We start from the raw sequence: 25,626 nt of genomic DNA on the forward strand, positions 1-25,626 counted from the left end.
ATGAACATCCATTGATTGCACATGTCACACACATCACCAACAACCACACTATGAATTGATCTTCTCTTTTTTTTCTCACTTGTTGGTATTTATTCAGAACCAAATACTTGAGCAGCAAAACCAAATGCATGTCGGTGTTGTTTCCGTCATTTCGGTAATATTGTTATGCACATGTTCAACAAACACATGTGAGATTTCCAAATGACGACATCACTTGCAGTACTGAAATTCGTTACCCAAAAGCGCCCCACGCAAATTCCAGCGGTTCAAGTGCGCCGCAATAAATTGGTTAAAAAGTTGCACGAGCAAATCCAACTGATCACTGCAAAAAAAGATGGTCAAACTTTTGCACCCCTGCACTTGCGCTCCGTGCGTGACCGCAACACTGGTGAAATCAAACGCATGGAGTTGCCCAAGCGCATTCGTCCATGGTTCTTTACCAGTGACAACGGGAAAATCTGCCTACAAATCAAGTACGGAAGCAAAGTCATTGACATCAGCGGTAAGAACAAACCCACCATTGAACTCGCCAGCACCGATGATCTTGTCAAAACGCTTGAACTCATCAAGACTGCAACGCTTGTGGGTGAACTGGATGCCATGCTTGAAAGTGCGGGTTTGACATTGCGTGACGGGTTCACCAAATAATCCGTTGCACTGCGCTAGCAGAACATCTTTTTGCTAGCGCAGTCTCCACACTTCATGCACACGATAAATACATGCATGAAGATCTGCGAGATTTCTCACCCACTTTCCACTTTCATCGCCACCGTTCGTGTTGTCACACGCAACACCACTGTCACCGCACGAACCATGGTCATCGCTGACACCTTCATGTCTGCTAAAGCCATGCTCGCCAAGACCTACGGCGCTGAAAATGTGTTGTCGCTGTCACAGATTGCCAACGAATCTATCGTTGACGAACAGACCAAAACACTTTCCCCGCAGGAATTGCAGGTCAAATCCATGAGTGATCGCGCCAAACAACTCACTCAACAAGCCAAACAACTCAAAGCAAGACAGTCATTGCAAAAAGCACAGCAGAACTTGGTCAAAGCATCACAACTTCCACGCACTCACTGATCGTGCAGACATAAAAAAACAGCGTTCACACATCGTGACGCTGTTTTTTCACTTGCTTAAGAAAATTCAAGTCCCACGCTTTTTGCGTGTCGCAGTGGTTTTGCGTGCTGCTGATTTGCGCGCTGTTGGTGCTTTGATGAATCCCTTTACATCGCTGTATGCAAATGCATGTGACTCGAACAGTCTTTTGATTGTGTCTAGTGCAGCCTGCCGTGCCACTTCACGCTGCTGCTTGATTTGCTCTTCAAGCATCTTTTGCGCAGCAATCATTTCTTCAAGTTGTTGCTGAGGATCTTGTTGTGCATCTGCCATGTCGTTGCTCCAATTTTGCAGTTGTTGATTTGATAAATTTATCAGCTTGCACACTGTGCAGCACCAGTGTTTTCCCTCGTGTGCAGTTGTTTGCTGACTGCAGCGCCAGCGTGCAGACAACAAAAAACCCACCGTGTTGCCACGGTGGGTTTTTATTCTTCGAAATCTCAAACTGTCTTACGACAGCGTTGGATTAGAAAGAGTGACGGATACCGACAGCAGTGGTCTTGGTAGCATCGGTAGTGTTGGTACCGCTGGCGTTGGTGTTGGGATCCTTGCTCTCGTAACGGGCCCACAGAGCCGTACGCTTGCTGAGGTTGTAATCAGCACCCAAGCCCAGGATCTTGCGATCAGCGTTGGCAACCAGCTTGTCATCACGCTTGGCGTAAGAAGCCATCAGATCGATAGCGCCGAGAGTGTACTTAGCGCCCAACATGTAAGCCTTGGCATCAATGGCGTTTGCATTTTGCTTTTCTGTCCAGTAAGCAGCGTGCAGTTTGGCAGGACCAAATGCATAGTTTGCAGCCAGTGTGGTCAGCTTGTAATCGCCGTTAACGGCGTTGGTGCTGGCACCAGGGTTAACCAAGGCGTTCACGGCTGTGGCACCAAACTTGTGTTGCTGTTGAGTCAGAGCAACGTTCAGGGGACCGTTGCTGTAGAAAGCGCCGAGGTCAGTAACTTGAGCGCGGTTGACGCCAGCAACAGTTGCAAGGGACGAGTTGTTGGTACCGTCAGTTGCGTCAACCTTGGGCACGTACAGTGCACGAGCGGTGAAACCATTGAACGAAGGCGTGGTGTACTCAACGGAGCCGTTGAAGCGGGTAGGAGCTGTTTGGTTGAAGTTAGAAAGAGTAGAGCTACCAACGGTGTACATGTTGCCGTTGGTTGCGTAACCAGAACCCAGAGCCGTACCGAAGACAGAACCAGTCAGCCAAGCGCTGAGGGAACCAGTGTTCATGCGACCGAACTTGACGCCACCGAATGCAGCGCTGCTCACGCCAACAAAGTTGTTGCCGTTGGCGCCGTTGCTGGTGCGAACTGCAGGAGTGTCCTGCAACACGCTACCGGACAAGCCAGAACCACCAACGAAATCAGGGTTCATCTCGTACTGGAATTCAGCCTTCAGACCCGAACCCAGATCTTCAGTACCTTTGACGAAGATGGCAGAAGTAGCGGTACCGTTCTGGAAGCCACCTTTAGTGTCGGTAGCAGTGCCAGTAGCGCTGACGTTGCGATAACCAGCGTCCAGCACGCCAGAAATGGTCACAGAAGACTGAGCGAAAGAAGCGGTGGCAGCCAGGGCAGCCAGAGCAAACAATGTTTGATTTTTCCATCAAGTTGCTTGAAGGTGCCTGCAAGGTGCCAACAATGCACCAACAACAAAGTGAGCAAAGTTGTACAGCAGCAGATGTACAACAAATCACGCTGCAGCTTGCCAGAATTTCTACACAGCACGCAACGGCAACTGACGGCATAGATGCGGCATGACTGCAGCCGTAAATCGCAGCCAGCGTTTGTCTGCGCGGTTGCGTTTGCGATGTACAACAGTACGCTTGTAGCATGCATACCGTTTCTACCGCAGCAGCAGCCAACGACACACACATGCGCAGCAGCCAACGCGAGCGCACCGTGCCCATACCTTCAACCATTACACCTGTGCCAGGTTATCCCAGCAAATTAAGTGTATTCAAAATCGCAGCCAGTAAGTTCTGGCAAGTGCGCTGCTGGATTGCAGGACGCACACACAGACGCAGCACGCAAACACAAAGCCTGCGCATGGCACAGAGTTTTGCACGAACTTTTTATGAACAACTGCTAGCGCAGTCCGCCAATTTGAGCCGCACTGCAACAGCAGCACACAACGAGATTCAACACTCCGCAGCCACAGTCAAACCACAGCACACCTTTGCAGCCATTGCTGCACAGATGATCACAAACGAACAAGCTCGCGTTGAGCGCGGTGAGTTTAGTGCTGGCAGTTTGCAAGTGCTGCGCAACAGACTGGATGCACACATACTGCCGCGCTGGGGCAAACTGTCACCTGCTGCAGTAGATCACGCTGAACTGCTGGCATTCACGCAGTACTTAAGCAAGAGTTTCTCAACCATCACCGTCAGCCAGTACTTGGTTGCTGTGCGCAAAGTTTTGACCATGGCAGCAGCAGTGAATGCGCTGGACAAGCTGCCAGAGTTTCCCAAAATTCGAGTGCAAACCAACTCACGCGGCGCATTTACGCCCACAGAGTACTGGCAGATCATGCGCACTGCTCGCAAGCTGCAGCACACCAGACATCCAGACAGTGACAGCACACTGCGCAAGAACTACAGGCTGCGCACAGCAGACAACACCATGCCGCCAGATGTTGCATGGTGCATCGGATTTATGGTCAACAGCTTCATCAGACCCAGCGATTTGAAGACGCTGAAACACAGGCATGTGGAAGTGGTGCGCAACGGCAACACATATCTGCGACTGAATCTACCCAAAACAAAAAGCCACTCACGCCCAATCGTCACGCTACAGCCTGCAGTGCGCATCTACCAACAAATCACGCAGCACTACAGCACACAGAACCTTTCAGCACCAGACGATTACCTGTTCCTGCCGTACTTGCGTGACCGTGCTTATGCACACTGGGTGCTGGCGTTTTATTTCAACTGGGTACTGGCACGCACTGGGTTAAAGCTGGGTGCACATGGACAAGAGCGCAGCTTATACAGCCTGCGACATTCAAGCATCACATTCCGCTTGCTGTACGGACAAGGCATTGACCTGTTGACACTGGCACGCAATGCCCGCACCAGCATCGACATGATCAACCAACACTACGCCAGCACTGTGACTGGCGAGCAGAACATTGGCATGCTGCAAAGTCGCCGCAGCCGCAGTTCAAATCAGTTGGTCACTTCTTGAATCCGTCACGCAGTTTTGCACTGGCGCTTTCAATCTGTGTGTCCAGTTCACCGTTTTTCACAGCGTCAATCACTGTGTCCAGCACTGTACAAAGGTTTTCAACTGCACCAACATCAATAGCAGTCTTGCCCTTTTGCAGTTCAATCTGCTTACTACCGTATTGCACTGCCAACAAGCACTCGCCTTTTTCTCCCGTCCAAAACCACGGTTTGATGCGCACAGGTACTTGTTTGACAATGCGTGCGCCAGTGTCTGCATCTGCGAATGAACGGTAGCGAGTTGGCGTGTAGTGCTGGCCCTGCGCCTGTGCTGCTGCCAGCATGCGCTGCTCGCCCAGCTTCATCAGCAGTTTGTTGCGGCGTTTGACAATTTCAGGCAGTGCACGTGTCTTGCGGGCTGCTGTGAGTTTCAGTGTGTTCAGTATGCTGCTCATGTGCGTTCTCCTATGTGTGTTTCGCAGCCACAACTTTATGGTCAGAAACGCACATGGACAACCATGACTGAATGCACCGATCAATTGGCGGGACATTGGCAGATGTATTTTTGCATTACCTGCCGTGTGTGTTGCCATAAACTTACAAAGAGCATATTTTTCAACAGATTACCCGTGGTTTTGCACCAATTTGCAGGTTTTTCACTTGAGCGCTCTCTGTTTGCGCAGCTGCTCTGCATCACGCTGCTGCCTTTGACGCTCACGCTCACTGCGCAGTTGCTGCCGACTGCGCTCCACACCCTGCTTCAAACTGTGTATGCGTGCTTGCGCAGGTGACATGGGTGGCTTGGGCTTGATGGGTTTGATCACTTCGAAGATGCGCATGCAGTATTTACCAACTGCACACTGCGAACCTAATAAAGAACCACTTTTAACAGCCTGTTGTTATGTCAGTGATAAATAAGTGCATGAACAAATACAAGAACTTTATGGATGACGGATTGACAGCGGACTGGCTGCGTGACAACGGACTGAACGACAAAACCTTCAGCACCGCAAAACTCAACGCTATACGGGCACAGACAATGGCTCACACGCTATTGACTGAGCACCTGGCACTGCTGAGCAACAGTCAAATCCAAACACTCACAGCGTTTCAACAGGCAACAGCTACCAAGCGAGACATACAGCGTGTTTCAGATGCGTTCTGTCAAGCAGTGATGAACATACACACCAACATCAACCGCAAACTTTTCAGGCAATACCGCAAACTCAACAGGCTACACACCCAAGCAACCACCCTCTAATTCTTTCACGCAATTAAACAGCAGATAAACAACTGCTCTACCAAAGTGTCAAACCCAGTTTGTAATATGACGGCTAATGAGACTGGACCTGCTACCACTGATGTGAAGTTGCGTAGCGTATAGGGCGAAGCCGCAGAGTATTGGCGGTAGTGCCATTTGGAAGTTTCAATACATCAGTCTTCCCACAGAACTCACTTCACATTCGTGTAGATGGACTCAACTCAAATCAACTACACGGCACGGCGGCAATGGCACAGGACTTTTCTTCGTGCCATAGCCGTCGTGCGTCCAAACTAATCTAAATCAACCTAATACACCTCACACAACTGCGTTGTGTTCGGCTTTCATTCATCAGTTCAAACACAACCAAATGAAAGCGAAGCGATGTGTGTGAGCGACGAGCGAAACACAGGCGAACGCCAGTTCGCTATCAGTCATTCAGCAGTTATGTTCTGCAACACACAAAGGCTTATGTTTGGCAACACACATAGAGATATCTGAGACATCACACATAACAATACAGGTCAAACAAAAGTATGACCACACTGTTGTTCAACACCAGTGTTAGAGCAAATCACCAACACCCGAGATCTCGAAACCGCGCAGATTTTGCGCAGCAATTTTTTACGCAGCTGTAATTGAGATTTGGGCAGCAATGCGCAGCAACACATCAAATCGCACGCACAAGCGCTGGATTTGATTTCTGCGTTCGCTGCGATGCTGGCTCAGGTCAAAGCGCTGCTGTAGGGCTTTTTACGCAGTCTGCACGCCCTGCTGCGTCAAACAGCGTGCGCACACACAGCAGTGCAGGTAAATACACGAGATAAGAGAATGCATGAACTGTTTTCGCCACCGCGCAACCTGTTGTTCTTGAACAAATCACCATCAACCCGCCAAAGCCGTGGGTTTCTCTTGCTCATCCAGCACCAAAGATCACACACTAACAACAACTAATTTATTTGGAGAAAACATATGGCAGCAGCAAAGTCACTGACACACGCAGAAATTGAACGGGCACTTGCGTACATCGCAGGTAACGCCAACGCCCAACGCAACCGAGTGATGTTTTTGCTCACAACCAACGCAGGGTTGCGTGTGAGCGAAGTTGCTGACTTGAAGTTGGCAGATGTGTTGGACAGAGACGGCACACTGCGCAGCGAACTTCTGCTGGCTGCTGAGCGTGTCAAACACGGTCACTCACGCACAGTGTTTCTAAACACAGCCATACGCACTGAACTTGCCGCCTACATCCAGTCACGCATTTGGATTGACGCACAGCAGCCGCTTTTCACAACACATCGCGGTCCACGCTGCCCATTCAGTGCCAACACACTCGCACAGTATTTTTACTGGATGTATCGTAGAGCAGGCATCAAAGGTGCCAGCAGTCACAGTGGCCGCAAGACATTTTTAACCTCACTGGCCGGCAAAGGCGTTTCAGTGTTTGTACTTGCGGCACTCGCGGGCCATCGTGACATCAAGACAACCTCCAGGTATGTGACCGTTAATGACGATGTCAAACGCAGTGCTGTGGAATTGATTTAATCGCGCTCAGGATTTATGACTTTCAACATGTCAGCAAGCTTGTTACGCATCTTCTGCCGTTGCTCATCGGTCATCACATCTTCTTCAGGTTCTGCGTACAGCAACTCCAGTGCAGCTTTGGACAAAGCTTCACGCTGTCGCCAGTGTTTGCGCAAACGAGCACCAACAACAGGGTCTTCGTCAATCAGTGTGTATTTGCTTTTTGTTCCGCGAACACGCGGCACACCAGACGCACTTATGTCAGGTGCGTAGCCAGGTTCGGGATTTACATCTCTGTCCAACCAACGCAATATTTCGCCAGCAATCTGCGAGTCTGCATTTGGATTTCTCTTTTGATCTGTATCTACATAGTTACACAAATCCATCACTGCTTCTTCGTAACAGCCAAACGCTTTTGATTCGTAACGCCCAAACGCAGTGCGTCCCTGTGCATCACGCTTCTTGCTGCGTTTGAACATGTTGGAGATTCGAGTGTATCTGTCACCCTCACGCACTTTATCCATGTAGTTCACCAACTGCCATGGCATTTCACCGTGGTGATCATGCTCTACATGCGATATGTCCCAGTCAAAGCTTGACAAGTATTCTGTGTATTGCTCCGCTGTCAATGCGCTGTTCATTTTTGCGTCAGGCACTGAACGCTGATCAACAACAGTTTTAAGTGCAGCAGTGATGCGCTGCAGTCGATCAATGTCTGCGTAAGCAATATCTACAAACTGCTCGCTGCCCAAATCAACATAGGTCAGTGCGTGCAGATACTGACTGTCATCTACACCTTCACTCTTGATCTGCCGCAACTCAAACAACGCAGCGTATTGCGCAACACGCTGCGTGTAGGTATTACGCTGCAGGCTTTTTGCGTCTTGGTGCTGTTTTGCGTGCAGCACTTTTGCGTGGTGTGCTTTTGCGAGCAGCCCCTTTCGTCTTCAATCCTTTTTTAACATCTGTCAGCGTAAAACCATGCATCTGGCATTTTGCAATCACATCTGCCAAATCATCTGCACGCAGTTTCGACAGCAGCTCTTTGCTTTTCGTTTCGTATTCTTCTTCAGCTTTTTTAGCCTTCTCCTGCGCAGCGTTGCGCTCCGCTTCCATTTTCGCCAGCAGTGCTCGCGGATCTTCTTTTTCTGCTGCAGTCATGTCTGTTCCTTTGCGTGTTGTTGATTTGATAAATTTATCAGCTTGCACACTGCGCAGCACCAGTGTTTTCCCTCGTGTGCAGTTGTTTCGCTGACTGCAGCGCTAGCGTGCAGACAACAAAAAACCCACCGTGTTGCCACGGTGGGTTTTTATTCTTCGAAATCTCAAACTGTCTTACGACAGCCGGGGATTAGAAAGCGTGCGACACGCCAACAGCGAACAGGTTGTACTTGGTGTCAGCCAATTGGCCAGCAGCTTGAGCAGCACCATTCACAACGATGCTAGATGCGCTGGCATCGCCTGCTTTGCCGCCCTGGTAACGAGCATACAGGTAAGTGCGCTTGCTCAGATCGTATTCAGCACCAACGCCCATGAACGTGGTCTTCTTGCCTTCCAGTGCGGTCACAGGAGAAGCATCGGTCTTGCGCTCGCCATAGCTGGCCATCAGGCGGGCAGCGCCCATGGGCACCACAGCGGTCAGCAGGTAAGACTTGGACTCGGTGGCACCGGTCAAGCTGGTGGTGGTCAGACCAGCGTTATTCTTGACGTTGGACAGGTTGGCACCAACCACAGCCACGCCGAAGTTGTAAGAAGCGCCAACAGTGGTCGTGGTGGTCTTGACGTTAGAACCAGCTGCTGCAGTAGCGCTAGCAGCAGCTTCGTTAGGCGAAGCCTTGATGGTCAGGTAAGCAGCACGCACAGCCAGGGGACCGTTGACGTAGCTCAGGCCAAGTTCGTCGATCTTCGGACGACGCAGTACAACGCCAGTGGTGGCACCATATTGCTCGTTATTCTTGAAGTTGGTCAGGAAACGCGCGGTCAGACCGCTGAAGTTGGGGGTGATGTAGACCAGGCTGTTCTCGAAACGGGTGAAGGTGTTGGTGCCGGAGCTGCCCTGGATCACGCCGTAGCCCGAACCCACACCGGTATTGAATGCACCGGAGCCCGTGCCGAAGGTGGACAGAGAAGCGCTGTTGATGGTGCCGAACTGGACTTCACCGAAGTCACCCGACAGGCCGACGAAGCTGTAACCCTTGCCGACCAGGCCCGACTGGGCAGAAGCTTGGCCAGTTGCTTGAGCAGCATCTGTACCGACAGCAGCAGCAGTTGCGATGGTGTTGTTGAAACCGTTGCCATCACCAGCAGTGAAGGAAGGCTGAACTTCGAAACGGAAGTTGGCCTTGAGGCCACCGCCCAGATCTTCGGTGCCGCGGATCTGAACAGAAGTGGTGCGGGCACCGCTCTGACCGACCAAGTCGTAGGCTTGGCCGTAAGACTTACCGGTCTGGACGTTGGCGTCCATGATACCGCTGATGGTCACAGAAGATTGAGCGAAAGAAGCGGTGGCAGCAACAGCAGCCAGAGCAATCAGAGTTTTTTTCATTGCAAATTTCTCCAAAGTTTAAAAAAGAGCTTGGGGTTCGTGGGGTGAGAATCACCTGTCTAAACACTAAGCCAACCTCCAATTTCGGAAGGTTGTGTGTATTGCACCAGAGCAAGGCGGCTTTTCCAAGAATTTCCATGAATAAAGGCCTTTTCCGTTGCATCGCTGCAACAAGTCAGCTTTGAAAATTTTTAATTGAATCACTTTAACTATGTTTTTATCAATAAATTCAACAACTTCCACGGATTGTCAAATGCATCAGATGAACAATCACAAGCTTTCGGCTTCTATAAATGACCAGCCAGTCACACTTTGCACCCAAGATTTGAGCGCTCTTTGTTAAGCTCGCCCTTTATGAACATCCACGCTTTGATTTTGGCCACCGACAGCGCTTTGCGCACCCTGTGGGCCGAGCCCCGCGCCAGCCGTCCCATGCCTTTGGCCGCCAGTTCTGAGCTGGTGCTGACCGATGCCGAGCGCCGGGAAGCCGCTGCTCTGATGCGCGTGAACCATGTGGGTGAGGTTTGTGCCCAAGCCCTTTACACCGGCCAGGCCTTGGCCTGCCGGAGCCCAGCGCTGCGCACCCAGCTGGACGAAGCCAGCCGCGAAGAAACGGACCACCTGGCTTGGACCAAGCAGCGGCTGGATGAGCTGAACGACCGCCCTTCTTTTTTGAACCCGCTTTGGTATGCCGGTGCATTTGCCATTGGCTATGCGGCAGGCAAGCTGGGTGGTGATCGGGTAAGCCTGGGCTTTGTGGTTGAAACCGAGCGCCAAGTAGAAGCCCACCTGCAAAGCCACATGGACCGCCTACCCGCCGCCGACAGCGCCTCACGCGCCATCGTGTCGCAGATGAAAGCCGATGAAATCGCTCACGCCCAGATGGCGCAAAAGGCGGGTGCCGTAGAACTGCCCGCCCCAGTTAAAGCCCTGATGCAGGCCGCAGCCAAGGTGATGACGACGGTGGCCCACCGGGTTTAATCAACATCACGTCAGCCTTGCACCTCAACCAGTTCAAAACTGGTCGTGATTTCCGCCGTTTTGCCCAGCATGATGCTGGCCGAGCAGTATTTGTCGTGGCTCATGGCAATGGCGCGCTCCACGGCGCTTGCAGGGACGCCTTTGGCGGTGACAGTGAAGTGCATGTTGATCTTGGTGAAGACTTTAGGGTCCACCTCGGCGCGTTCGCTGCTGAGCTTGACACTGCAGCCACGCACGTCATGCCGGCCACGCTTCAAGATGAGCACCACGTCATAGGCCGTGCACCCGCCCGTGCCCGCCAGAAGCATTTCCATGGGGCGTGGGGCCAAGTTTTGGCCTCCGTTTTCAGGCTTGACCGCATCGGGGGCGCCGTCCATGGACACCATATGGCCGGAGCCGGTCTCGGCCAAAAAACCCATGCCGGAGCGGGTGCCGGCAGCGCCGGTCCAGGTGACTGTGCATTCCATGTCTTGATTCCTTGGTATTTGGCTGGACCAGAGCGCCAGCTTGTGTTTGTGCCTATGTTACCCAAGCCTGATCAGGCGGAATTTTGACAATTTTTTGCAGTTAAAAGCCCATCACTTGCTGCAATGCAGCAAAAAGGCCATTACAATTGCGAACAGTCGTGCTTTTTTGCACACACCCCTTGTCTCCTCCACCCTCTGAAAAGGTGGATTTGCCCCCAACCGCAAGGCTGGGGGCATTTTTTTGCCTTCACTAAAAATTAATATAAAAATACTCTTTTAAAACATTTGATGTATAAAACAGGCATTCATTCGATGGGCCTGTACTTTGCTGCACATTTCACTACCCAAAACTGTCTGGATAATTCCCTTGTGGATAGGTGCGATCAGCACCTGGGCTCAGGACACGGTTCTCATCCTCGACAAAGCCCCAGAATACCGGCAATTTGAACGTGTGCAGATCACAGGATCAAGCATTCTGCGCAAAGAACTCACGCAATCTTTGCCGATTCAAATCATCACACGGCAAGACATTCAAAACAGCACCGCCAAAAATTTAGAGGAATTGCTGCATGTTCACCCGGCCATGCTTCACTTCAGTCAGCCTTCCAATTTGGGACTGACCCGAGCAGGCTACTCTTCAGCATCACTGCACGGCATGCCCACTGGAACTTTGGTGTTGTTGAATGGACAACGCTTGGCCAGCTACCCCAGACAAACCATCATTACCGCAGAACGCAGCGGGACCGACCTCTCCCAAATTCCACTCAGCGCTGTGGATCGCATTGAACTGCTGACCGACGGCGCCTCATCTCTTTACGGCACAGACGCGATCGCAGGTGTCGTGAACATCATCACCCAAACGGAGCGTAAACAATGGGAGGTGACAGCTCAAACACGCATACCAGACCATCAAAAGGGGCAGGGTAAAAGCCTGCAAATCAACGGAGGAATAGGCTCGCTCCTGAGCGATGGCTTCAGCTGGGTGCTGACAGCTGAAGTCGAAAATCAAGAGCCTTTGCTTGGTTCAGATCGTGCGTATGCTTCAGTTGGACGGTACCCACTGGTACACGGTGGGCGCGCATACACCACGGAAGGACCTCAACTGACGCCGGCGCAATCTGTCCCGACACTGAGTACCAGCAACCGTACCACTGCGCCCTTTGGTCGCCTCTGGAATGCGCTTTACCAAGGCGGAGAATGTCCCAAGCCGTATGTTCCTGACCACACACAGCCCGCATGCCTCTACAACCCTTACGCTGACATGAGTCTCTATCCGCGCCAGGACATGGTTCGCTTGCACTCACAGTTGCAATGGGCAACTTCTTTTGGCACCGCGCATGCTGAAATTCTGCACAGCAAAATTGACCAGGAGCGGTACGGCATTCGCTGGGACACTTATGTCAGTCGCATCGGCAACCGACCCACCGATCCGGGCTATCAACTGGCGCAAGCGCAGGGCTTCACACCTGGCCAAACCTTTTTACTTTGGCGGCCTTCGGAACTGGGTGCGCTGAGTCAGTTTTACCAAGACAAATACACAAGCATCAGGACCGGCATCAAAGGCACATGGGGCGACTGGGACTATCAAGCGAACGCATCGTGGGCTGAGAGTTCCGGGAAATTGTCCAGAGAAACCGCCACATACCCCAACCTGGGACGAACCACGGATGCAGCGAGGGTGCTAACCAACGACACCCTATTGATGCCGCTGAATTCATCCACCGAAAACAGTGCACAAATGAAGGCCCTGCTGGCCGCCTTGCCCATTCAAGTCCCAACCGATCAAGGCATGACACAAATGCAATCCTTGCAGCTCAATGCCTCCAAGGTCATGGGAGAGTTCAAGGGTCAGGATATTTTTCTGGGTTGGGGCACCGAGTGGCGTCAGCACAGAGACCGTTACACACCATTTCGAGCTGAGCAACCTGCATTCAATGCTTCGCGAAAAATCTGGGCCCAATATGCAGAACTGATTTTTCCGGTGGCCGACCAAGCAGAGATCACAGCGGCTTTACGCAACGACCAGTACAGTGATTTCGGCCGCACCACCAATGCCAAATTGGCTGGCAAATGGCTTGTGTCAAGTCAATGGCTTTTGCGTGGCTCTGTTGGAACAGGTTTTAGAGCCCCAACCTTAGGGCAAATGACAGAAACAGACATCTTTTCAAGTGCATTTGTATCCAGCACCTGCAGCGATGCACTGAAACAAGTGGCAGCTCAACTGTCCCAGTCTTTGGGCCGTCCGGGAAATTGTGTCAATGATGGAAATCTCTGGATGTCAGGTCAAGGTTCACAAGACCTGAAACCCGAGACTTCAACTCAGCAGACTTGGGGCGTGCGCTTCATGCCTTCGGCCAGTCAATCTTTGAGCATTGACTATTGGCTTATCAGCATGCGCAATACGATTCGCCAGTACCCAGCCAATCTGGTTTTGGCCAATCCACTCCTGAATACACAGTACTTCACGCTCGACCCAAGCGGTCGGCTGGATTTATTGTTACCCATGGTCAACATGGGCTCATCTGTTAAATCCGGACTGGATCTTGCGTGGCTTTACAGGCTACCGATCGATAGCGGTCGCATTCTCTTTAAGCTTGACACCTCCCTCTATTTGAAATCGGAACAAATCACGACACCGGGCTCTGCCTCCTCTAGCGACTTGGGTCAATACTCCTCCGCATCGGAGACTGTGACGCCGCGCACCGTCAGCCGCTGGACCTTGGCCTACCAACATCCCAAAGGTGCGGTCTCCACCACGCTGAACCGCGTTAGTGGTTACATCAGCGCCCCTTTCTCGGCGAGGGACGTACAAACCCGGCAAATCACCACCATCACCGGCATGCGCATACCTGCGTTCTGGACTCTGGATGTCCACTCGCACTACAACTTGACGCCCCGCATCACCCTCAAGGCCGCCATCGCTAATCTGTTGAACCAATCTGCGCCCATTTCTTTTACACAAAATACAAGCGCTGTTTTTGGGGTGAACACCAACCTGAGCTCCGTGTGGGGCAGAACTGTCTCGTTGAGCGTAACCGTCCGCTTTTAGGCGATCGCCTGCGACTGGGACGGTATCATCAGCTGGTCGTTTCGGATGATCCGTGCGCAAGAACATCCCTCCATATGAACTCTCCAAAACTTCGCCCCGCCGATTACCTGATCAAAATCCTGAATGCCCGCGTCTATGACGTGGCCACCGAATCGGCCTTGGAGCCAGCCCAAAACCTGTCTCGCCGCTTGGGCAACCAAGTGCTTTTGAAGCGCGAAGACCAGCAACCCGTGCACAGCTTCAAGCTGCGCGGCGCTTACAACAAGATGTCGCACCTGACACCTGAGCAGCTCAAAAAAGGTGTGATCTGCGCCTCGGCAGGCAACCATGCACAAGGCGTGGCCCTGAGTGCCAGCAAGCTGGGCACCCGCGCTGTGATCGTCATGCCCACCACCACGCCACAAGTGAAGATCGACGCGGTCAAAGGTTTTGGGGGCGAGGTGGTGCTGTTTGGCGACAGCTATTCAGACGCCTACAACCACTCGCTGGCACTTCAGAAAAAGCAGGGCCTGAGCTTTGTGCATCCCTTTGACGATCCGGACGTGATTGCAGGCCAGGGCACGATTGCCATGGAAATGCTGCGCCAACACCAAGGGCAGCTGGATGCGGTGTTTGTGGCCATTGGGGGCGGTGGCCTGATCAGTGGCGTGGCCAACTACATCAAGGCAGTGCGCCCCGGGGTGAGGGTGATTGGCGTTCAGATGAACGACTCCAACGCCATGATGCAATCGGTGGCCGCCAAAAAGCGCGTGACCTTGCCCGATGTGGGCCTGTTCTCGGACGGCACCGCCGTCAAGCTGGTGGGCGAAGAAACCTTCCGCGTGACGCGTGGCCTGGTAGACGAATACATGACGGTGGACACCGACGCGGTGTGCGCGGCGATCAAGGACATTTTTGTGGACACGCGCTCCATCGTGGAGCCTGCTGGCGCACTGGCCGTGGCGGCGATCAAGCAGTATGTGGCCGCGCACAAATGCAAGGGCCAGACCTTTGCAGCCATCTTGTGCGGCGCGAACATGAACTTTGACCGCCTGCGCTTTGTGGCCGAGCGCGCCGACGTGGGTGAAGAAAAAGAAGCGCTGTTTGCCGTGACCATCCCAGAAGAACGTGGCAGCTTCAAGCGCTTTTTAGAGCTGATCGGCAGCCTGCCCGGTGGCCCGCGCAACGTGACCGAGTTCAACTACCGCATGAGCGATTCGGACCAAGCCCATGTGTTTTTGGGTTTGAGCACGCATGGCAAAGGCGAAAGCGGCAAGATTACCGCCAAGTTCAACAAGCAGCAGTTCAAAGCGATTGACTTGACGCACGACGAACTGGCTAAAGAACACATCCGCCACATGGTGGGCGGGCACTCGGCGCTGTCACAAGACGAACGCTTGCTGCGTTTTGAGTTCCCCGAACGGCCAGGTGCACTGCTCAAATTTTTGAGCCTGATGCGCCCAGGCTGGAACATCAGCCTGTTTCACTACCGCAACCAAGGTGCCGACTACGGGCGGATTCTGGTGGGCCTGCAGGTGCCTTCCAAGGATGACAAGGCGTTTGATAAGTTTTTGGAAACGCTGGGTTATCCGTATGCGGAAGAGACAGACAACCCGGTGTATCGTTTGTTCCTCCGCAGCTAACGCCAAAGCACACCATGCCAGCATCCCTTGAAGGCCAACTCGTCGTCGCGATCTCGTCGCGGGCCTTGTTCGACTTCGAAGAAGAAAACCGCCTTTTCGAACAAGGGGATGACCGGGCTTATATGAAACTGCAGCTCGAGCGCCTGGAAGCGCCCGCCAAGCCCGGCGTCGCTTTTTCTTTGGTGCGCAAGCTGCTGGCGTTCAATGAAGCCGATGTGCAGCGGGTCGAGGTGGTGATCCTCTCGCGCAATGACCCGGTATCGGGCATGCGGGTGTTCCGCTCAGCGCAGCACTATGGCCTACCGATCCAGCGCGGCAGCTTCACCCGCGGTCAGCCACCATGGCGTTACCTCAAACCCCTCAATGCCAACCTCTTTTTGTCAACGCATTTGTCGGATGTGCGCGCAGCATTGGGCGCGGGCGTCCCCGCTGCGCAGGTGTACCCGCACTCCGCACTGGCATCCGAAGCGCACCCCCACGAAGTGCGCATCGCGTTTGACGGAGATGCGGTGCTGTTTTCTGACGAAGCCGAACGGGTGTTTCAGGCTGAAGGGCTGTCAGCTTTTCAGGCACACGAGCGCGACAAGGCGAGCCAACCCTTGCTGGCAGGGCCTTTCAAACCCTTGCTGCAAGCGCTGCACCAGCTGCAACAAGCCGGCACGCCCGCCATGCGGGTGCGCACCGCTTTGGTCACAGCCCGCAGTGCCCCAGCGCACGAGCGCGCCATCCGCACGTTGATGGACTGGAACATCGAAGTGGACGAAGCCATGTTTTTGGGCGGCTTGCCCAAGGGTGAGTTTTTGCGCGAATTCGAGCCGGACTTTTTCTTTGACGACCAAACCGGTCACATCGAATCGGCGGCGCGGCATGTGCCTTCAGGGCATGTGGCTTCAGGTGTATCGAACCCGGACTGAGCCATCACTTCTTATCCACAAACGGCGCCACCAGTTTCGCGTCAATCCTGTAACTGGACACCCCCATGTGCGAATCGGTTTTGGTCGCAGTCAGAGGACCGGTGACCCACAAGGTGTCCATCAGGCGAAAGCGCTTGCTGGGTTTGTCCAGCACCACATGCACGATCTGGTTGGCAGGGGGTGGCGGCGAATGCACGCAGGCGCCGAAGTAAGGCACCAACAAAAATTCCTTGGTGCCTTCTGGCAAATCCTCCAGTGGCACCATGTAGCCCGGCAAGCGCACGCTCTGCCCCAGGATCAGTGGGTTGATGGGCGCGTTGTCCCACATCTTGCGCATTTTTTTAAGCGCTTCATCGGCCTTGGGGTCGTTGTCCTTGAGCGTGTCCAGGTTCAGCGCCTTGAGGTCTTTGTAGGGATCCCAACCCGCCGGAATCAACTGCTCCCAGCCGATGGTGCGTGTGGGGCCGGGCACACCGGCACCGGGCGGTGGGGTCTCGGCCGACAAGGCCGGCTGAACTTGGGGCACGGTCTCCCGCACCGTGTCGCGCACGCTTTGCGCCACAGCATGGCCCCCGAGCCAAAGGCCACAAGCGCCCAGCACGGCCCTCATCATGGTGATGCGGTTCATCCCTGATCCTTTTGATTTATACGCGTGGCGACAGGCCATCGGCCAAGGATAAACGGTAAGCCCGCCAGGCGGGACCCAAACTGGCGAGCAAACCAGCCAGCAACACCGCACCCGCCAAAGCCAGCTGCGAGGGCAAGGGCGCGGCCAGTTGCAAGCGGATGCCCAGCGACTGCTGCAGCCAGGGCGTGGCCAGCGCCATGCCCGCGTGCGCCAGCAGTACACCCAACACGACCCCGGCGAAGGTGACCCACACCCCTTCGAGCGTGAGCAGGCCCAGCACATGGCGCGGCGCAGCCCCCACGGCGCGCAGCACCGCCAGCTCGCGGCGGCGCTCGTTCAGGCCCGCCAGCACCACCGCCACGAGCGAGACCACGCTCACCAAGGCCACCAGGGCCGAGACCGCCAACAAGGCGTTTTCACCCAGGCCGAGCACTGTCCACAGCTCACCCAGCGCCACACCGGGCATGACGCCCATCAACGCTTCTTCTTCGTGAAAATTCACAAAGCGCTGCACATTGAACACCGCCGCCCGGCTTTTCAGGCCCACCAAAGCGGCCGTGACTTCTTCGGGCTCCAGGTTGAATTTGCGCGCCTGATCGGCCGGGATCTGCCCGCCCGGCATAGGCGTGCCAGCCACCCAGCCGAGGTGAATGGCTTCGAGTGCCTTGAGGCTCACCTGTACCGAACGGTCCACCGGGGTGCCCGTGGGCGCCAGAATGCCGACCACCTTGAAGGGCTTATCGGCGTGTTCATCGGTGTTTCCGTCGGCTGGCTCGCCTTTGTGATCATGGTCGTGGTCGTGCAGGCCGTGACCCAGCGTGATGCTTTGGCCCAGGCCATAGCCCATTTGGCGTGCCACTTCGGATCCGATCACCGCCTCGTACAAACCATCGAGCGTGTCGGCAAATGCCGCGCCTTGCTGCAAGACCAGCGGCTGTTTGTCGCCATAGGCAAAGTGCTGAAAGTAAGCGGGTGTGGTGCCCAACACTGGAAAGCCCCGGTGCGAGTCGCCCAGACTCAAAGGCACGACCCAAGACACCGAGCGGTGCAGCGCCAGCTTGTTCACGCTGTCCATGCTCATGCTTTGCGGCACGCTGCCGATGTGGAACACCGAAAACAGCATCAGCTGCAACGGGCTGCTGCGCGCACCCACAATCAAATCGACCCCGCTGACCGATTGCGCAAAGCTGGTGCGGATGTCGTGGCGCAAACGCTCCAGCGTCCACAGCAACGCGGTGGCCAGCGCCAGCGACACCACCACCCACACCAAGGTGCTGCGCCGGTTCCAGGCACTGCTGCGGGCCATGCGCCAAAGGCTGTTCATATGCGCTCCCCCGATTGCTGCAAGGTGGGCAAGGACCACTGCACGTCAAAGCGCACCGCCTGCTGCTCGTCGTGGCTGACGCACACCAAGGTGCTGCCCGCATCGCGCGCGGCCTGCAGCAACAAGTCCATGAAATCCTGCCGCAACGCCGCGTCGAGCGCCGAGGTGGGCTCATCGGCTAGGATCAGTTCGGGCTGGCCCATCAGGGCACGGGCAGCGGCCACGCGCTGCTGCTGGCCCACCGACAAGGCGTCGGCCCGGCGCGTCCACATGGATTCGGGCAAGCCCATGCGATGCAGCCAGCTTTGGGCTGCGGCCTCAGGGCCACCGGCGGCCTGGCAGCGCTCGCGTCGCAACTTGGAAAAACGGCAAGGCAAGGTCACGTTGTCCAGCACACTCAGGTAGGGCAGCAAGTTGAACTGCTGAAACATCACGCCCACATGGTCGGCCCGAAAGGCGTCGCGCTGGCCAGCCTTCAAAGCGGCCCAGTCTTGCCCCAGCAATGACACGCGCCCTTGGCGGGGAGACAAAACACCCGCCAGCAGGCCGAGCAAAGTGCTCTTGCCACAGCCGCTGGGGCCATGCAAAAAAACAGTCTGCCCTCGGTCCACCTGCAAGCGGCCCAGCACCAGCGTGTCAGGCCCGCCCCGGCTCCAGGCAAAGCGCAATGGCTCGATGTCGATCACTCAGAACTCCCTGTTGAACGGGGCAATATACCCCGTCAATCGGGCACAACGATCTTTCTCCGGCTTTCCCTGCGGGCAATCCAAACAGTCGCGCCCAGGATGACGAGGGCCCCGGCCCAAGTCCACTGGCTGGGCACGTCACCAAACACCAGCCAGCCCAGCAAAGAGGCCCAGACCAGGTCCAGAAAGCGTAAAGACTGGGTGGCCGAGATGTCGGCCAGGGCGAAGGCCCGCGTCAGGCAATAGTGGGCGAGCGTGCCCAGCACCCCCGTGGCGGCAAAGCCGATCCACTGCATCAGAGTAGGCGCTTGCCAATTGGGCAGCGCCATCGGCAGGCTCAAGACCGTGACCGTCAGGGCTTGCCACAGCACAATCACGCCCGCTTTTTCGTAACGGGTCAGGGCTTTGGTGATGAGGAAGGACGCCGCAAACACCGGTGATGAGGCCAGCATGACCAGATTGAACCAGCCACCCTCACCCGACAGCTTGGGCAAAACCACCACCAGCACACCCGCAAAGCCGATGATGGCCGCGATCCAGCGGTCTTTGCGCATGGGCTCGCCCAAAAACCAAGCCGCGCCGAGCATGATGAAAATCGGCCCGGTGAAGCCAATGGCTGTCATGTCGGCCAAGGGGATTTTGGGCAAGGCCGTGAACCACAACACCAGTCCCAGCGTGTGCACCCCGCCGCGCCAGAACTGACCCGCCATGTTCACCGGCATGTAAGCGCGCCAGCCATCACGCCAAACCCAGGGCAGGATGAAGATCAAGCCAAACAAATACCGCAGGAACTGCGACTGGTAAACATCCAGATGCAAAGTCAGCTCTCTGGCGACGGTATTGAGCAGCGAGAACAGCACCCCACCCACCACCATCCAGACCATGCCCCTGACCGCCACAGGCCAGCTCGCAAATGAGCGCCGACTGCGGTGGTGCGCCAGCAACCATTGTCGAGGGGGGGAGAAAAAGGCTTTGCGCGGCTTCATGCGCAAACACCCAAGCAAATATGAATCACCCGTTCATCTTAAGGGGATTCAGCGGGGGGGCAGGTCGCGTCGGTTACGCCCACGTTCGCGAGCGGGGGCCAGCTCCCACAACAAGCGGGGCAAATCAACCAGCGCTGTTTTGCAGCGCGGCGATGCGCTGTTCGATAGGCGGGTGGGTGCTGAACAGCTGGCCGATCCCTCCGGCAATGCCCATGGCGGCCATGCTCTTGGGCAACTCGGCGGTGTGCACACCACCCAAGCGGGCCAAGGCGTTGATCATGGGCTGCTTGCGGCCCATCAGTTGCGCAGCGCTGGCATCGGCGCGGAATTCGCGCTGACGGCTGAACCAGGCCACGATGATGGCAGCGAGAACGCCCAGCAAAATGTCCATCACGATGGTGGTGATGTAGTAGCCCATGCCGGGGCCGGTGTTTTCTTCGTCGTTTTTGCGCAAAAAGCTGTCCACCGCATAACCCACCACACGGGAGATGAACACCACAAACGTGTTCATCACGCCCTGGATCAGGGTCATGGTGACCATGTCGCCGTTGGCGATGTGCGCCACTTCATGGGCGAGCACGGCCTCGATTTCTTCGTGCGTCATGTTTTGCAGCAAGCCCGTGGACACGGCCACCAAGGCCGAGTCGCGGAAGGCGCCGGTGGCAAAAGCGTTGGGATCGCCTTCGAAAATGCCGACTTCGGGCATGCCGATACCGGCTTTGTCGGCCAGTTTCCGGACGGTATCCACGATCCAAGCTTCGTCGGCGTTGGCCGGTTGCTCAATGACCTTGACCCCCGAGGACATTTTGGCGATCCACTTGCTCATGAGCAAAGAGATGATGGCGCCACCAAAGCCCATGATCAGCGCAAAACCCAGCAAAGCGCCCAGGTTCAGGCCGTTGGCTGTCAAAAAGCGGTTGACGCCCAGCAAGTTGGCGACGATGCCCAGCACCAGCACCACGGCCAGGTTGGTCACGACAAAAAGAAAAATGCGTTTCATGTTCAGTTTCACTTTCACCCGAAAGACGCGGGCACGTTGGGACGGATATTAGGGTGTCGGACTGCAAAATCAAGCCGGGGGCGTGATTTCCGGATTGGCGTACGGTTTTTCTACGTGACGCGGGCTTCTGCGGGGACGGAACACGCTGTCATCGGCATAAAACGCCGGGTCTTCGTTGGCCAGCCACCAGCCGGGCACCCCCAGCAAAGGCAAGGGACTGAAGGGCTTTTGAGCCAATTTTTCAGGCGAGAGGTCTTGCGCCAGCCAAGCGTCGAGGTCAGCTTGCACCACGCCTTGCGGCACGCGCCACAGGTGCACGGTGATCGACTTGTAAGGCTGCACCGCTTTTTCGAGGGCGGCATGGCCGAAAGCCCAAAGCCGTGTGTGCGCCCACTCACTGCGCAAACCAACAAAGGCATCGATCCAGCGGTGCTCGGTCAAGGCCAACCAGACGGCATCGGAGGTCTGGATCAGCAGCGCGTTTTCATCGAAAACGGTGGCGGCATCGCGCACCGGGCCGCGCACCTGACCCACCCCGGCGCGGGCGATTTCGTGGGCCTGCAACTGGTTCAAGCGTTTTTTGGCCAGCGGGAAATGCATCCAACACAGGGCGTTGAAGAAGTCGTGCAGGCCTTCGCGGGTGGGCACCTGGTCCGTGGCAAAAATGAAGTCTTCGTAGGCTTGGCCTTCGGGCAAGTCGCTTTGCGGCACAAAGCGCACGGGGGCACCGCTGGCTGCGCTCAAGGCCTCTGGCTGGGGCATGCCCGCCGCCACTTGGCGTGCGATCGGCTCACCCAGCGCCCGCCAGTCGGCCAGCCAAGGCGCGTCCCAGTCGATGTCGGGCACGCTCAGGCTGGAAGCTGGCGCGCAGCGTTGCCCAGCCCGGTTGGGGCTCAGCCCGCCACCAGACGCCACGGCAGGCTTTCTCCCGAACGCAGGGGCTTTAGTTCGGCTTCGCCAAAGGCGAAGCTCTCGGCAGGCGTCCAGCTTTCGCGGCGCAGGGTGATGGTGCTGGTGTTGCGCGACAGGCCGTAAAAGTCGGCCCCAAAGAAGCTGGCAAAGCCTTCGAGCTTGTCCAGCGCGCCCGCCTGATCAAAAGCCTCGGCGTACATCTCGATGGCGGCGTGTGCGGTGTAGCAGCCTGCGCAACCGCTGGCGTGCTCCTTGAGGTGCGCAGGGTGCGGGGCGCTGTCGGTGCCCAAGAAGAAACGGGCGTTGCCACTGGTGGCGGCTTGCACCAGCGCCAGGCGGTGCGTCTCGCGCTTGAGCACGGGCAGGCAGTAATAGTGGGGGCGAATGCCGCCCGTGAAGATAGCGTTGCGGTTGTACAGCAGGTGGTGCGCGGTGATGGTGGCGCCCAGATTTGCGTCGCCAGCGGCCACATACTCGGCGGCTTCTTTGGTGGTGATGTGTTCCATCACGATTTTCAAGCCCGGGAAGTCGCGGCGCAGCGGGATCAGATGCTGCTCGATGAACACGGCTTCGCGGTCGAACAGGTCGATGTCGGACGAGGTGACTTCGCCGTGCACCAGCAGCAAAACGCCCTCGCGCTGCATGGCTTCGAGCACAGGGTAGATTTTGCGCAGGTCGGTCACGCCCGCGTCGCTGTTGGTGGTCGCGCCTGCAGGGTAGAGCTTGCACGCCACCACGCCTGCGGCCTTGGCGCGGGCAATCTCAGCCGGGGCAAGGTTGTCGGTCAGGTACAGCGTCATCAAAGGCTCAAAGCTCATGCCTTTTGGCACGGCGGCCTGAATACGCGCCTTGTAGGCCAGCGCCTGCTCGGCGGTGGTCACGGGCGGCTTGAGGTTGGGCATGATGACGGCGCGGCCAAACTGCGCAGCGGTGTGAGGCACCACCACGTTTAGGGCGGCGCCATCGCGCACATGCAGGTGCCAATCGTCGGGGCGGATGAGGGTGAGTTCTTGGGTCATGGGGCGTATTGTCGCAAAGGTCCGCCCACCGCTGTGGCCAGCCGAGTCAATCGGCCAGAGGGCGGGTGAGGTAAACGCCTTCGCGCCCGACGACGGGTTCACGCGTGGGCATGAAAAGTGTGCAGTCGTCACACGGGGCATGGATGGGCTGCTCACCGTCCACGGCGATCAACTCGCCCTTGGCAAAGGTTTCAAACCCGATCACAGGCCGGGTGAAGCGAAAATCCGCATGGGCCACCACATGGGTTCTGAGCAGCTCGAAGCGGCGAGGCGCGGGCGCTGCAGACACGATCCGATCCATGAGACCGAAATGGCCTAAAAAGTCCAAAGTCACCTGGATGGCCAGATCCGCCGTGCTTTGCTTGAAATGTTGCCCACACTCAACGACCACCGCGACGCCTGCGTTGCTGTCAGCCTGGCCATGACGGCCATGCTGAATGACCGGTGTACCCGACCCCAGGCCTTGTGGCATCACCAGATGCACCGCAGGTGACGCCAGCGCACTGGCTGCACGGGCGTTGCGGGCAAAAGCGGGATAGACCCAGAAAGGCACCACATCCTGACTCGTGGAATGGATGTCCAAAATGTGGTCCGCTTGGGCCACCACGGCGCGCATGGCACGGGCACGGCGCAGCTCCACGCTGTCTTGTGTGCCATCGAGCCATTCTTCGGACCAGATGCGGTTGAAGTTGTGGGTGATCTGGCGGCTGTCAAAAGGCTTGGTCGGATCAAAGGTCTCATAAGCCGCCACATTGGCAAAGCTCACTGTCAGCGTGCCGCGCAAGGGGCGCACACCAGTGTCCAGCAAATGACAGGCAGCGACCATGCCGCAAAACTCGTTGCCATGCGTCAGGGCATTGACCAGCACATGCGGCCCGGGCACACCTGAATCGAAACGATGTACAAAATCCACACCCACATTGCCCTGCCGGTAGGCAGACAAATCACGCGGCATGACCTCGATGGCAGGCAGGTTCTGATTCATGGCGCTCTTGTTCAATGTTGCAGGATCTTGTTCAGGAAATCCTTGGTGCGCGGCTGGCGGTTTTCGGGGTGGTTGAAAAACTCGTCTTTGGAGCAGTCTTCGAGAATGCGCCCGCCCACGTCGATGAAGATCACGCGGTTGGCCACTTTGCGCGCAAAACCCATTTCGTGCGTGACCACCATCATGGTCATGCCCTCATTGGCCAATTGCACCATCACATCCAGCACCTCGCCCACCATTTCGGGGTCGAGCGCTGAGGTGGGTTCGTCAAACAGCATCACGATCGGGTCCATCGACAAGGCGCGGGCAATGGCCACACGCTGCTGCTGGCCACCGGAGAGCTGACCCGGAAACTTGTCCTTGTGCGCCAGCAAACCCACGCGGTCGAGCATCTTCAGACCTCGCTCGCGGGCTTCGTCTTCTGTGCGCCCCAAAACCTTGATCTGGGCAATCGTCAGGTTTTCGGTCACCGACAGGTGCGGGAACAATTCAAAACTCTGGAACACCATGCCCACGCGCGAACGCAGTTTGGGCAGATTGGTGCTGGCGTCCATGAGCGACACGCCGTCCACATGGATGCTGCCTTGTTGGACCGGCTCCAAGCCGTTGACTGTTTTGATGAGGGTGGACTTGCCCGAGCCCGAGGGGCCGCAAACCACCACCACATCACCCTTGTTGATGCTGACCGAGCAATCGTTGAGCACCTGCACCTGTCCGTACCACTTGGACACATTTTTGATTTCAATCATTTTCATTCCCCAATTTCATTCAGCGCACGATGGCAATCTTGGCTTGCAGGCGTTTGACGCACCACGACAAACCAAAACAAATCACGAAATACACGCCAGCAGCCAAGATGTAAGCCTCTTCGGGTCTGCCATAAATTTTGCCCGCGTTGGTGAAGCCCTTGAGCAAATCGTAGGCCCCAATGGCATAGACCAAAGAGGTGTCCTGGAACAAGATGATGGTCTGGGTGAGCAACACAGGCAGCATGTTCCTGAAGGCCTGGGGCAAGATGATCAGGCGCATGTTTTGACCATAGGTCATGCCCATGGCTTGGCCTGCAAACACCTGACCCCGCGGAATGGACTGGATGCCAGCGCGCATGATTTCGCTGAAATAGGCTGCCTCAAAGGCCACAAAGGTGATGATGGCAGACCATTCCGCACCCACAGGTCGACCAATCAAGAATGGCATCAGCAAAAAGAACCACAAGATCACCATGACCAAGGGCACAGAACGCATGCCGTTGACATAAAAGGTGGCCGGCACAGACAAAATTTTGGAGCCCGACAGGCGCATGAGCGCCAGCAAAGTGCCGAAGATCACGCCACCGATGGTGGCGGTGATGGTCAGTTGGACGCTGAAAACCAAGCCGTTCCAAACGAACTTGCGCAGCATCTCCAAATCGAAAAACGAGAGGTCGAGTCCGAACAT

Annotated in this window: 28 protein-coding genes; 10 read left to right on the forward strand and 18 right to left on the reverse strand. The window is 55.9% G+C overall.

Annotation, left to right across the window (positions count from 1 at the left end; genetic code table 11):
- The first annotated feature begins 201 nt into the window (after nt 1-201).
- On the forward strand, nt 202-648 hold the full coding sequence (locus tag ACZ5SR_RS14810) for a DUF6641 family protein (RefSeq protein ID WP_464449385.1): 447 nt from the start codon (nt 202-204) through the stop codon (nt 646-648).
- 75 nt (nt 649-723) lie between these two features.
- Nucleotides 724-1,083, forward strand: coding sequence for a hypothetical protein (locus ACZ5SR_RS14815; protein ID WP_464449386.1), 360 nt, complete (start codon nt 724-726; stop codon nt 1,081-1,083).
- A 66-nt stretch (nt 1,084-1,149) separates the two neighbouring features.
- Here ACZ5SR_RS14815 and ACZ5SR_RS14820 read toward each other — a convergent pair whose 3' ends face one another.
- Both ACZ5SR_RS14820 and ACZ5SR_RS14825 read right to left on the reverse strand, forming a co-directional pair.
- Nucleotides 1,150-1,395: a hypothetical protein gene (locus tag ACZ5SR_RS14820; protein ID WP_464449387.1), complete on the reverse strand. Its 246-nt coding sequence runs from the start codon at nt 1,393-1,395 to the stop codon at nt 1,150-1,152.
- A gap of 193 nt (nt 1,396-1,588) precedes the next feature.
- The gene (locus ACZ5SR_RS14825) at nt 1,589-2,713 is read right to left on the reverse strand and encodes a porin (RefSeq protein ID WP_464449388.1); all 1,125 of its coding nucleotides are present in this window, start codon (nt 2,711-2,713) and stop codon (nt 1,589-1,591) included.
- Between ACZ5SR_RS14825 and ACZ5SR_RS14830 the strand changes: the two genes are divergently transcribed.
- Nucleotides 2,713-2,883 (forward strand): hypothetical protein, encoded by a 171-nt coding sequence (locus ACZ5SR_RS14830; RefSeq protein ID WP_464449389.1) that lies wholly within the window; start codon nt 2,713-2,715, stop codon nt 2,881-2,883. The genes ACZ5SR_RS14825 and ACZ5SR_RS14830 overlap by 1 nt on opposite strands.
- A 72-nt stretch (nt 2,884-2,955) precedes the next feature.
- Nucleotides 2,956-4,308 carry a hypothetical protein gene (locus ACZ5SR_RS14835; RefSeq protein WP_464449390.1) on the forward strand — a complete coding sequence of 451 codons (1,353 nt, stop codon included), beginning with the start codon at nt 2,956-2,958 and terminating at the stop codon, nt 4,306-4,308.
- Here ACZ5SR_RS14835 and ACZ5SR_RS14840 read toward each other — a convergent pair.
- On the reverse strand, nt 4,298-4,837 hold the full coding sequence (locus ACZ5SR_RS14840; protein WP_464449391.1) for a DUF6641 family protein: 540 nt from the start codon (nt 4,835-4,837) through the stop codon (nt 4,298-4,300). The genes ACZ5SR_RS14835 and ACZ5SR_RS14840 overlap by 11 nt on opposite strands.
- A gap of 105 nt (nt 4,838-4,942) precedes the next feature.
- On the reverse strand, nt 4,943-5,125 hold the full coding sequence (locus ACZ5SR_RS14845; RefSeq protein ID WP_464449392.1) for a hypothetical protein: 183 nt from the start codon (nt 5,123-5,125) through the stop codon (nt 4,943-4,945).
- Nucleotides 5,126-5,208: 83 nt separating this feature from the next.
- Between ACZ5SR_RS14845 and ACZ5SR_RS14850 the strand changes: the two genes are divergently transcribed.
- Complete coding sequence (locus ACZ5SR_RS14850) at nt 5,209-5,547, forward strand: hypothetical protein (protein ID WP_464449393.1); 339 nt, start codon at nt 5,209-5,211, stop codon at nt 5,545-5,547.
- A gap of 972 nt (nt 5,548-6,519) precedes the next feature.
- Nucleotides 6,520-7,092 (forward strand): tyrosine-type recombinase/integrase, encoded by a 573-nt coding sequence (locus ACZ5SR_RS14855; RefSeq protein WP_464449394.1) that lies wholly within the window; start codon nt 6,520-6,522, stop codon nt 7,090-7,092.
- Here ACZ5SR_RS14855 and ACZ5SR_RS14860 read toward each other — a convergent pair.
- The 3 genes from ACZ5SR_RS14860 to ACZ5SR_RS14870 form a co-directional block, all read right to left on the reverse strand.
- Nucleotides 7,089-7,979: a hypothetical protein gene (locus ACZ5SR_RS14860; RefSeq protein ID WP_464449395.1), complete on the reverse strand. Its 891-nt coding sequence runs from the start codon at nt 7,977-7,979 to the stop codon at nt 7,089-7,091. The two genes, ACZ5SR_RS14855 and ACZ5SR_RS14860, sit on opposite strands and share 4 nt — an antisense overlap.
- The gene (locus ACZ5SR_RS14865) at nt 7,933-8,232 is read right to left on the reverse strand and encodes a hypothetical protein (protein WP_464449396.1); all 300 of its coding nucleotides are present in this window, start codon (nt 8,230-8,232) and stop codon (nt 7,933-7,935) included. Before ACZ5SR_RS14865 ends, ACZ5SR_RS14860 begins: the two co-directional genes overlap by 47 nt.
- A gap of 190 nt (nt 8,233-8,422) precedes the next feature.
- Complete coding sequence (locus ACZ5SR_RS14870) at nt 8,423-9,616, reverse strand: porin (RefSeq protein WP_464449397.1); 1,194 nt, start codon at nt 9,614-9,616, stop codon at nt 8,423-8,425.
- Between the two features lie 354 nt (nt 9,617-9,970).
- Here ACZ5SR_RS14870 and coq7 point away from each other — a divergent pair, with 354 nt between their 5' ends.
- Nucleotides 9,971-10,597, forward strand: a complete 627-nt coding sequence (coq7, locus tag ACZ5SR_RS14875) for a 2-polyprenyl-3-methyl-6-methoxy-1,4-benzoquinone monooxygenase (protein WP_464449398.1) — start codon at nt 9,971-9,973, stop codon at nt 10,595-10,597.
- A gap of 11 nt (nt 10,598-10,608) precedes the next feature.
- On the opposite strand, the gene ACZ5SR_RS14880 is transcribed toward coq7, so the two are convergent.
- Nucleotides 10,609-11,064, reverse strand: coding sequence for an OsmC family protein (locus ACZ5SR_RS14880; protein ID WP_464449399.1), 456 nt, complete (start codon nt 11,062-11,064; stop codon nt 10,609-10,611).
- 325 nt (nt 11,065-11,389) lie between these two features.
- On the opposite strand from ACZ5SR_RS14880, the gene ACZ5SR_RS14885 reads away from it, so the two are divergent.
- From ACZ5SR_RS14885 to ACZ5SR_RS14895, 3 genes are all read left to right on the forward strand, one after another.
- On the forward strand, nt 11,390-14,113 hold the full coding sequence (locus ACZ5SR_RS14885; protein ID WP_464449400.1) for a TonB-dependent receptor domain-containing protein: 2,724 nt from the start codon (nt 11,390-11,392) through the stop codon (nt 14,111-14,113).
- A gap of 74 nt (nt 14,114-14,187) precedes the next feature.
- The gene (gene ilvA, locus ACZ5SR_RS14890; protein WP_464449401.1) at nt 14,188-15,735 is read left to right on the forward strand and encodes a threonine ammonia-lyase, biosynthetic; all 1,548 of its coding nucleotides are present in this window, start codon (nt 14,188-14,190) and stop codon (nt 15,733-15,735) included.
- 14 nt (nt 15,736-15,749) lie between these two features.
- Nucleotides 15,750-16,649: a 5'-nucleotidase gene (locus tag ACZ5SR_RS14895; protein ID WP_464449402.1), complete on the forward strand. Its 900-nt coding sequence runs from the start codon at nt 15,750-15,752 to the stop codon at nt 16,647-16,649.
- Between the two features lie 4 nt (nt 16,650-16,653).
- On the opposite strand, the gene ACZ5SR_RS14900 is transcribed toward ACZ5SR_RS14895, so the two are convergent.
- The 10 genes from ACZ5SR_RS14900 to ACZ5SR_RS14945 all read right to left on the reverse strand — a co-directional run bounded on the left by ACZ5SR_RS14900 (nt 16,654) and on the right by ACZ5SR_RS14945 (nt 25,626).
- The gene (locus ACZ5SR_RS14900; protein ID WP_464449403.1) at nt 16,654-17,277 is read right to left on the reverse strand and encodes a DUF3299 domain-containing protein; all 624 of its coding nucleotides are present in this window, start codon (nt 17,275-17,277) and stop codon (nt 16,654-16,656) included.
- A 16-nt stretch (nt 17,278-17,293) separates the two neighbouring features.
- Entirely contained in the window at nt 17,294-18,601 is a 1,308-nt protein-coding gene (locus ACZ5SR_RS14905) for an ABC transporter permease (protein ID WP_464449404.1), read from the reverse strand.
- On the reverse strand, nt 18,598-19,287 hold the full coding sequence (locus ACZ5SR_RS14910) for an ABC transporter ATP-binding protein (protein ID WP_464449405.1): 690 nt from the start codon (nt 19,285-19,287) through the stop codon (nt 18,598-18,600). The genes ACZ5SR_RS14905 and ACZ5SR_RS14910 overlap by 4 nt, the downstream gene beginning before the upstream one ends.
- A 35-nt stretch (nt 19,288-19,322) precedes the next feature.
- Complete coding sequence (locus tag ACZ5SR_RS14915; protein WP_464449406.1) at nt 19,323-20,273, reverse strand: DMT family transporter; 951 nt, start codon at nt 20,271-20,273, stop codon at nt 19,323-19,325.
- Nucleotides 20,274-20,397: 124 nt separating this feature from the next.
- On the reverse strand, nt 20,398-21,273 hold the full coding sequence (gene htpX / locus ACZ5SR_RS14920; protein WP_464449407.1) for a protease HtpX: 876 nt from the start codon (nt 21,271-21,273) through the stop codon (nt 20,398-20,400).
- 69 nt (nt 21,274-21,342) lie between these two features.
- Nucleotides 21,343-22,188 (reverse strand): DUF3025 domain-containing protein, encoded by an 846-nt coding sequence (locus ACZ5SR_RS14925; RefSeq protein WP_464449408.1) that lies wholly within the window; start codon nt 22,186-22,188, stop codon nt 21,343-21,345.
- Nucleotides 22,167-23,204: a dihydroorotase gene (gene pyrC / locus ACZ5SR_RS14930; RefSeq protein ID WP_464449409.1), complete on the reverse strand. Its 1,038-nt coding sequence runs from the start codon at nt 23,202-23,204 to the stop codon at nt 22,167-22,169. The genes ACZ5SR_RS14925 and pyrC overlap by 22 nt, the downstream gene beginning before the upstream one ends.
- A 46-nt stretch (nt 23,205-23,250) precedes the next feature.
- Nucleotides 23,251-24,189 (reverse strand): M14 family metallopeptidase, encoded by a 939-nt coding sequence (locus tag ACZ5SR_RS14935; RefSeq protein ID WP_464449410.1) that lies wholly within the window; start codon nt 24,187-24,189, stop codon nt 23,251-23,253.
- 11 nt (nt 24,190-24,200) lie between these two features.
- Nucleotides 24,201-24,938 carry an amino acid ABC transporter ATP-binding protein gene (locus tag ACZ5SR_RS14940; protein WP_464449411.1) on the reverse strand — a complete coding sequence of 246 codons (738 nt, stop codon included), beginning with the start codon at nt 24,936-24,938 and terminating at the stop codon, nt 24,201-24,203.
- Between the two features lie 19 nt (nt 24,939-24,957).
- Entirely contained in the window at nt 24,958-25,626 is a 669-nt protein-coding gene (locus ACZ5SR_RS14945; protein ID WP_464449412.1) for an amino acid ABC transporter permease, read from the reverse strand.

The sequence above is a fragment of the Limnohabitans sp. TEGF002 genome (assembly GCF_055395845.1).

Excerpts from the sequence above, each read along its gene's own strand:
- ACZ5SR_RS14810 (WP_464449385.1), top strand. The coding sequence starts at position 202 with ATGACGACATCACTTGCAGTACTGAAATTCGTTACCCAAAAGCGCCCC.
- ACZ5SR_RS14815 (WP_464449386.1), top strand. The coding sequence starts at position 724 with ATGAAGATCTGCGAGATTTCTCACCCACTTTCCACTTTCATCGCCACC.
- ACZ5SR_RS14820 (WP_464449387.1), bottom strand. The coding sequence starts at position 1,395 with ATGGCAGATGCACAACAAGATCCTCAGCAACAACTTGAAGAAATGATT.
- ACZ5SR_RS14830 (WP_464449389.1), top strand. The coding sequence starts at position 2,713 with ATGTTTGATTTTTCCATCAAGTTGCTTGAAGGTGCCTGCAAGGTGCCA.
- ACZ5SR_RS14835 (WP_464449390.1), top strand. The coding sequence starts at position 2,956 with ATGCATACCGTTTCTACCGCAGCAGCAGCCAACGACACACACATGCGC.
- ACZ5SR_RS14840 (WP_464449391.1), bottom strand. The coding sequence starts at position 4,837 with ATGTCCCGCCAATTGATCGGTGCATTCAGTCATGGTTGTCCATGTGCG.
- ACZ5SR_RS14845 (WP_464449392.1), bottom strand. The coding sequence starts at position 5,125 with ATGCGCATCTTCGAAGTGATCAAACCCATCAAGCCCAAGCCACCCATG.
- ACZ5SR_RS14850 (WP_464449393.1), top strand. The coding sequence starts at position 5,209 with ATGAACAAATACAAGAACTTTATGGATGACGGATTGACAGCGGACTGG.
- ACZ5SR_RS14855 (WP_464449394.1), top strand. The coding sequence starts at position 6,520 with ATGGCAGCAGCAAAGTCACTGACACACGCAGAAATTGAACGGGCACTT.
- ACZ5SR_RS14865 (WP_464449396.1), bottom strand. The coding sequence starts at position 8,232 with ATGACTGCAGCAGAAAAAGAAGATCCGCGAGCACTGCTGGCGAAAATG.
- ACZ5SR_RS14870 (WP_464449397.1), bottom strand. The coding sequence starts at position 9,616 with ATGAAAAAAACTCTGATTGCTCTGGCTGCTGTTGCTGCCACCGCTTCT.
- coq7 (WP_464449398.1), top strand. The coding sequence starts at position 9,971 with ATGAACATCCACGCTTTGATTTTGGCCACCGACAGCGCTTTGCGCACC.
- ACZ5SR_RS14880 (WP_464449399.1), bottom strand. The coding sequence starts at position 11,064 with ATGGAATGCACAGTCACCTGGACCGGCGCTGCCGGCACCCGCTCCGGC.
- ilvA (WP_464449401.1), top strand. The coding sequence starts at position 14,188 with ATGAACTCTCCAAAACTTCGCCCCGCCGATTACCTGATCAAAATCCTG.
- ACZ5SR_RS14895 (WP_464449402.1), top strand. The coding sequence starts at position 15,750 with ATGCCAGCATCCCTTGAAGGCCAACTCGTCGTCGCGATCTCGTCGCGG.
- ACZ5SR_RS14900 (WP_464449403.1), bottom strand. The coding sequence starts at position 17,277 with ATGAACCGCATCACCATGATGAGGGCCGTGCTGGGCGCTTGTGGCCTT.
- ACZ5SR_RS14905 (WP_464449404.1), bottom strand. The coding sequence starts at position 18,601 with ATGAACAGCCTTTGGCGCATGGCCCGCAGCAGTGCCTGGAACCGGCGC.
- ACZ5SR_RS14915 (WP_464449406.1), bottom strand. The coding sequence starts at position 20,273 with ATGAAGCCGCGCAAAGCCTTTTTCTCCCCCCCTCGACAATGGTTGCTG.
- htpX (WP_464449407.1), bottom strand. The coding sequence starts at position 21,273 with ATGAAACGCATTTTTCTTTTTGTCGTGACCAACCTGGCCGTGGTGCTG.
- pyrC (WP_464449409.1), bottom strand. The coding sequence starts at position 23,204 with ATGACCCAAGAACTCACCCTCATCCGCCCCGACGATTGGCACCTGCAT.
- ACZ5SR_RS14935 (WP_464449410.1), bottom strand. The coding sequence starts at position 24,189 with ATGAATCAGAACCTGCCTGCCATCGAGGTCATGCCGCGTGATTTGTCT.
- ACZ5SR_RS14940 (WP_464449411.1), bottom strand. The coding sequence starts at position 24,938 with ATGATTGAAATCAAAAATGTGTCCAAGTGGTACGGACAGGTGCAGGTG.
- ACZ5SR_RS14945 (WP_464449412.1), bottom strand. The coding sequence starts at position 25,626 with ATGTTCGGACTCGACCTCTCGTTTTTCGATTTGGAGATGCTGCGCAAG.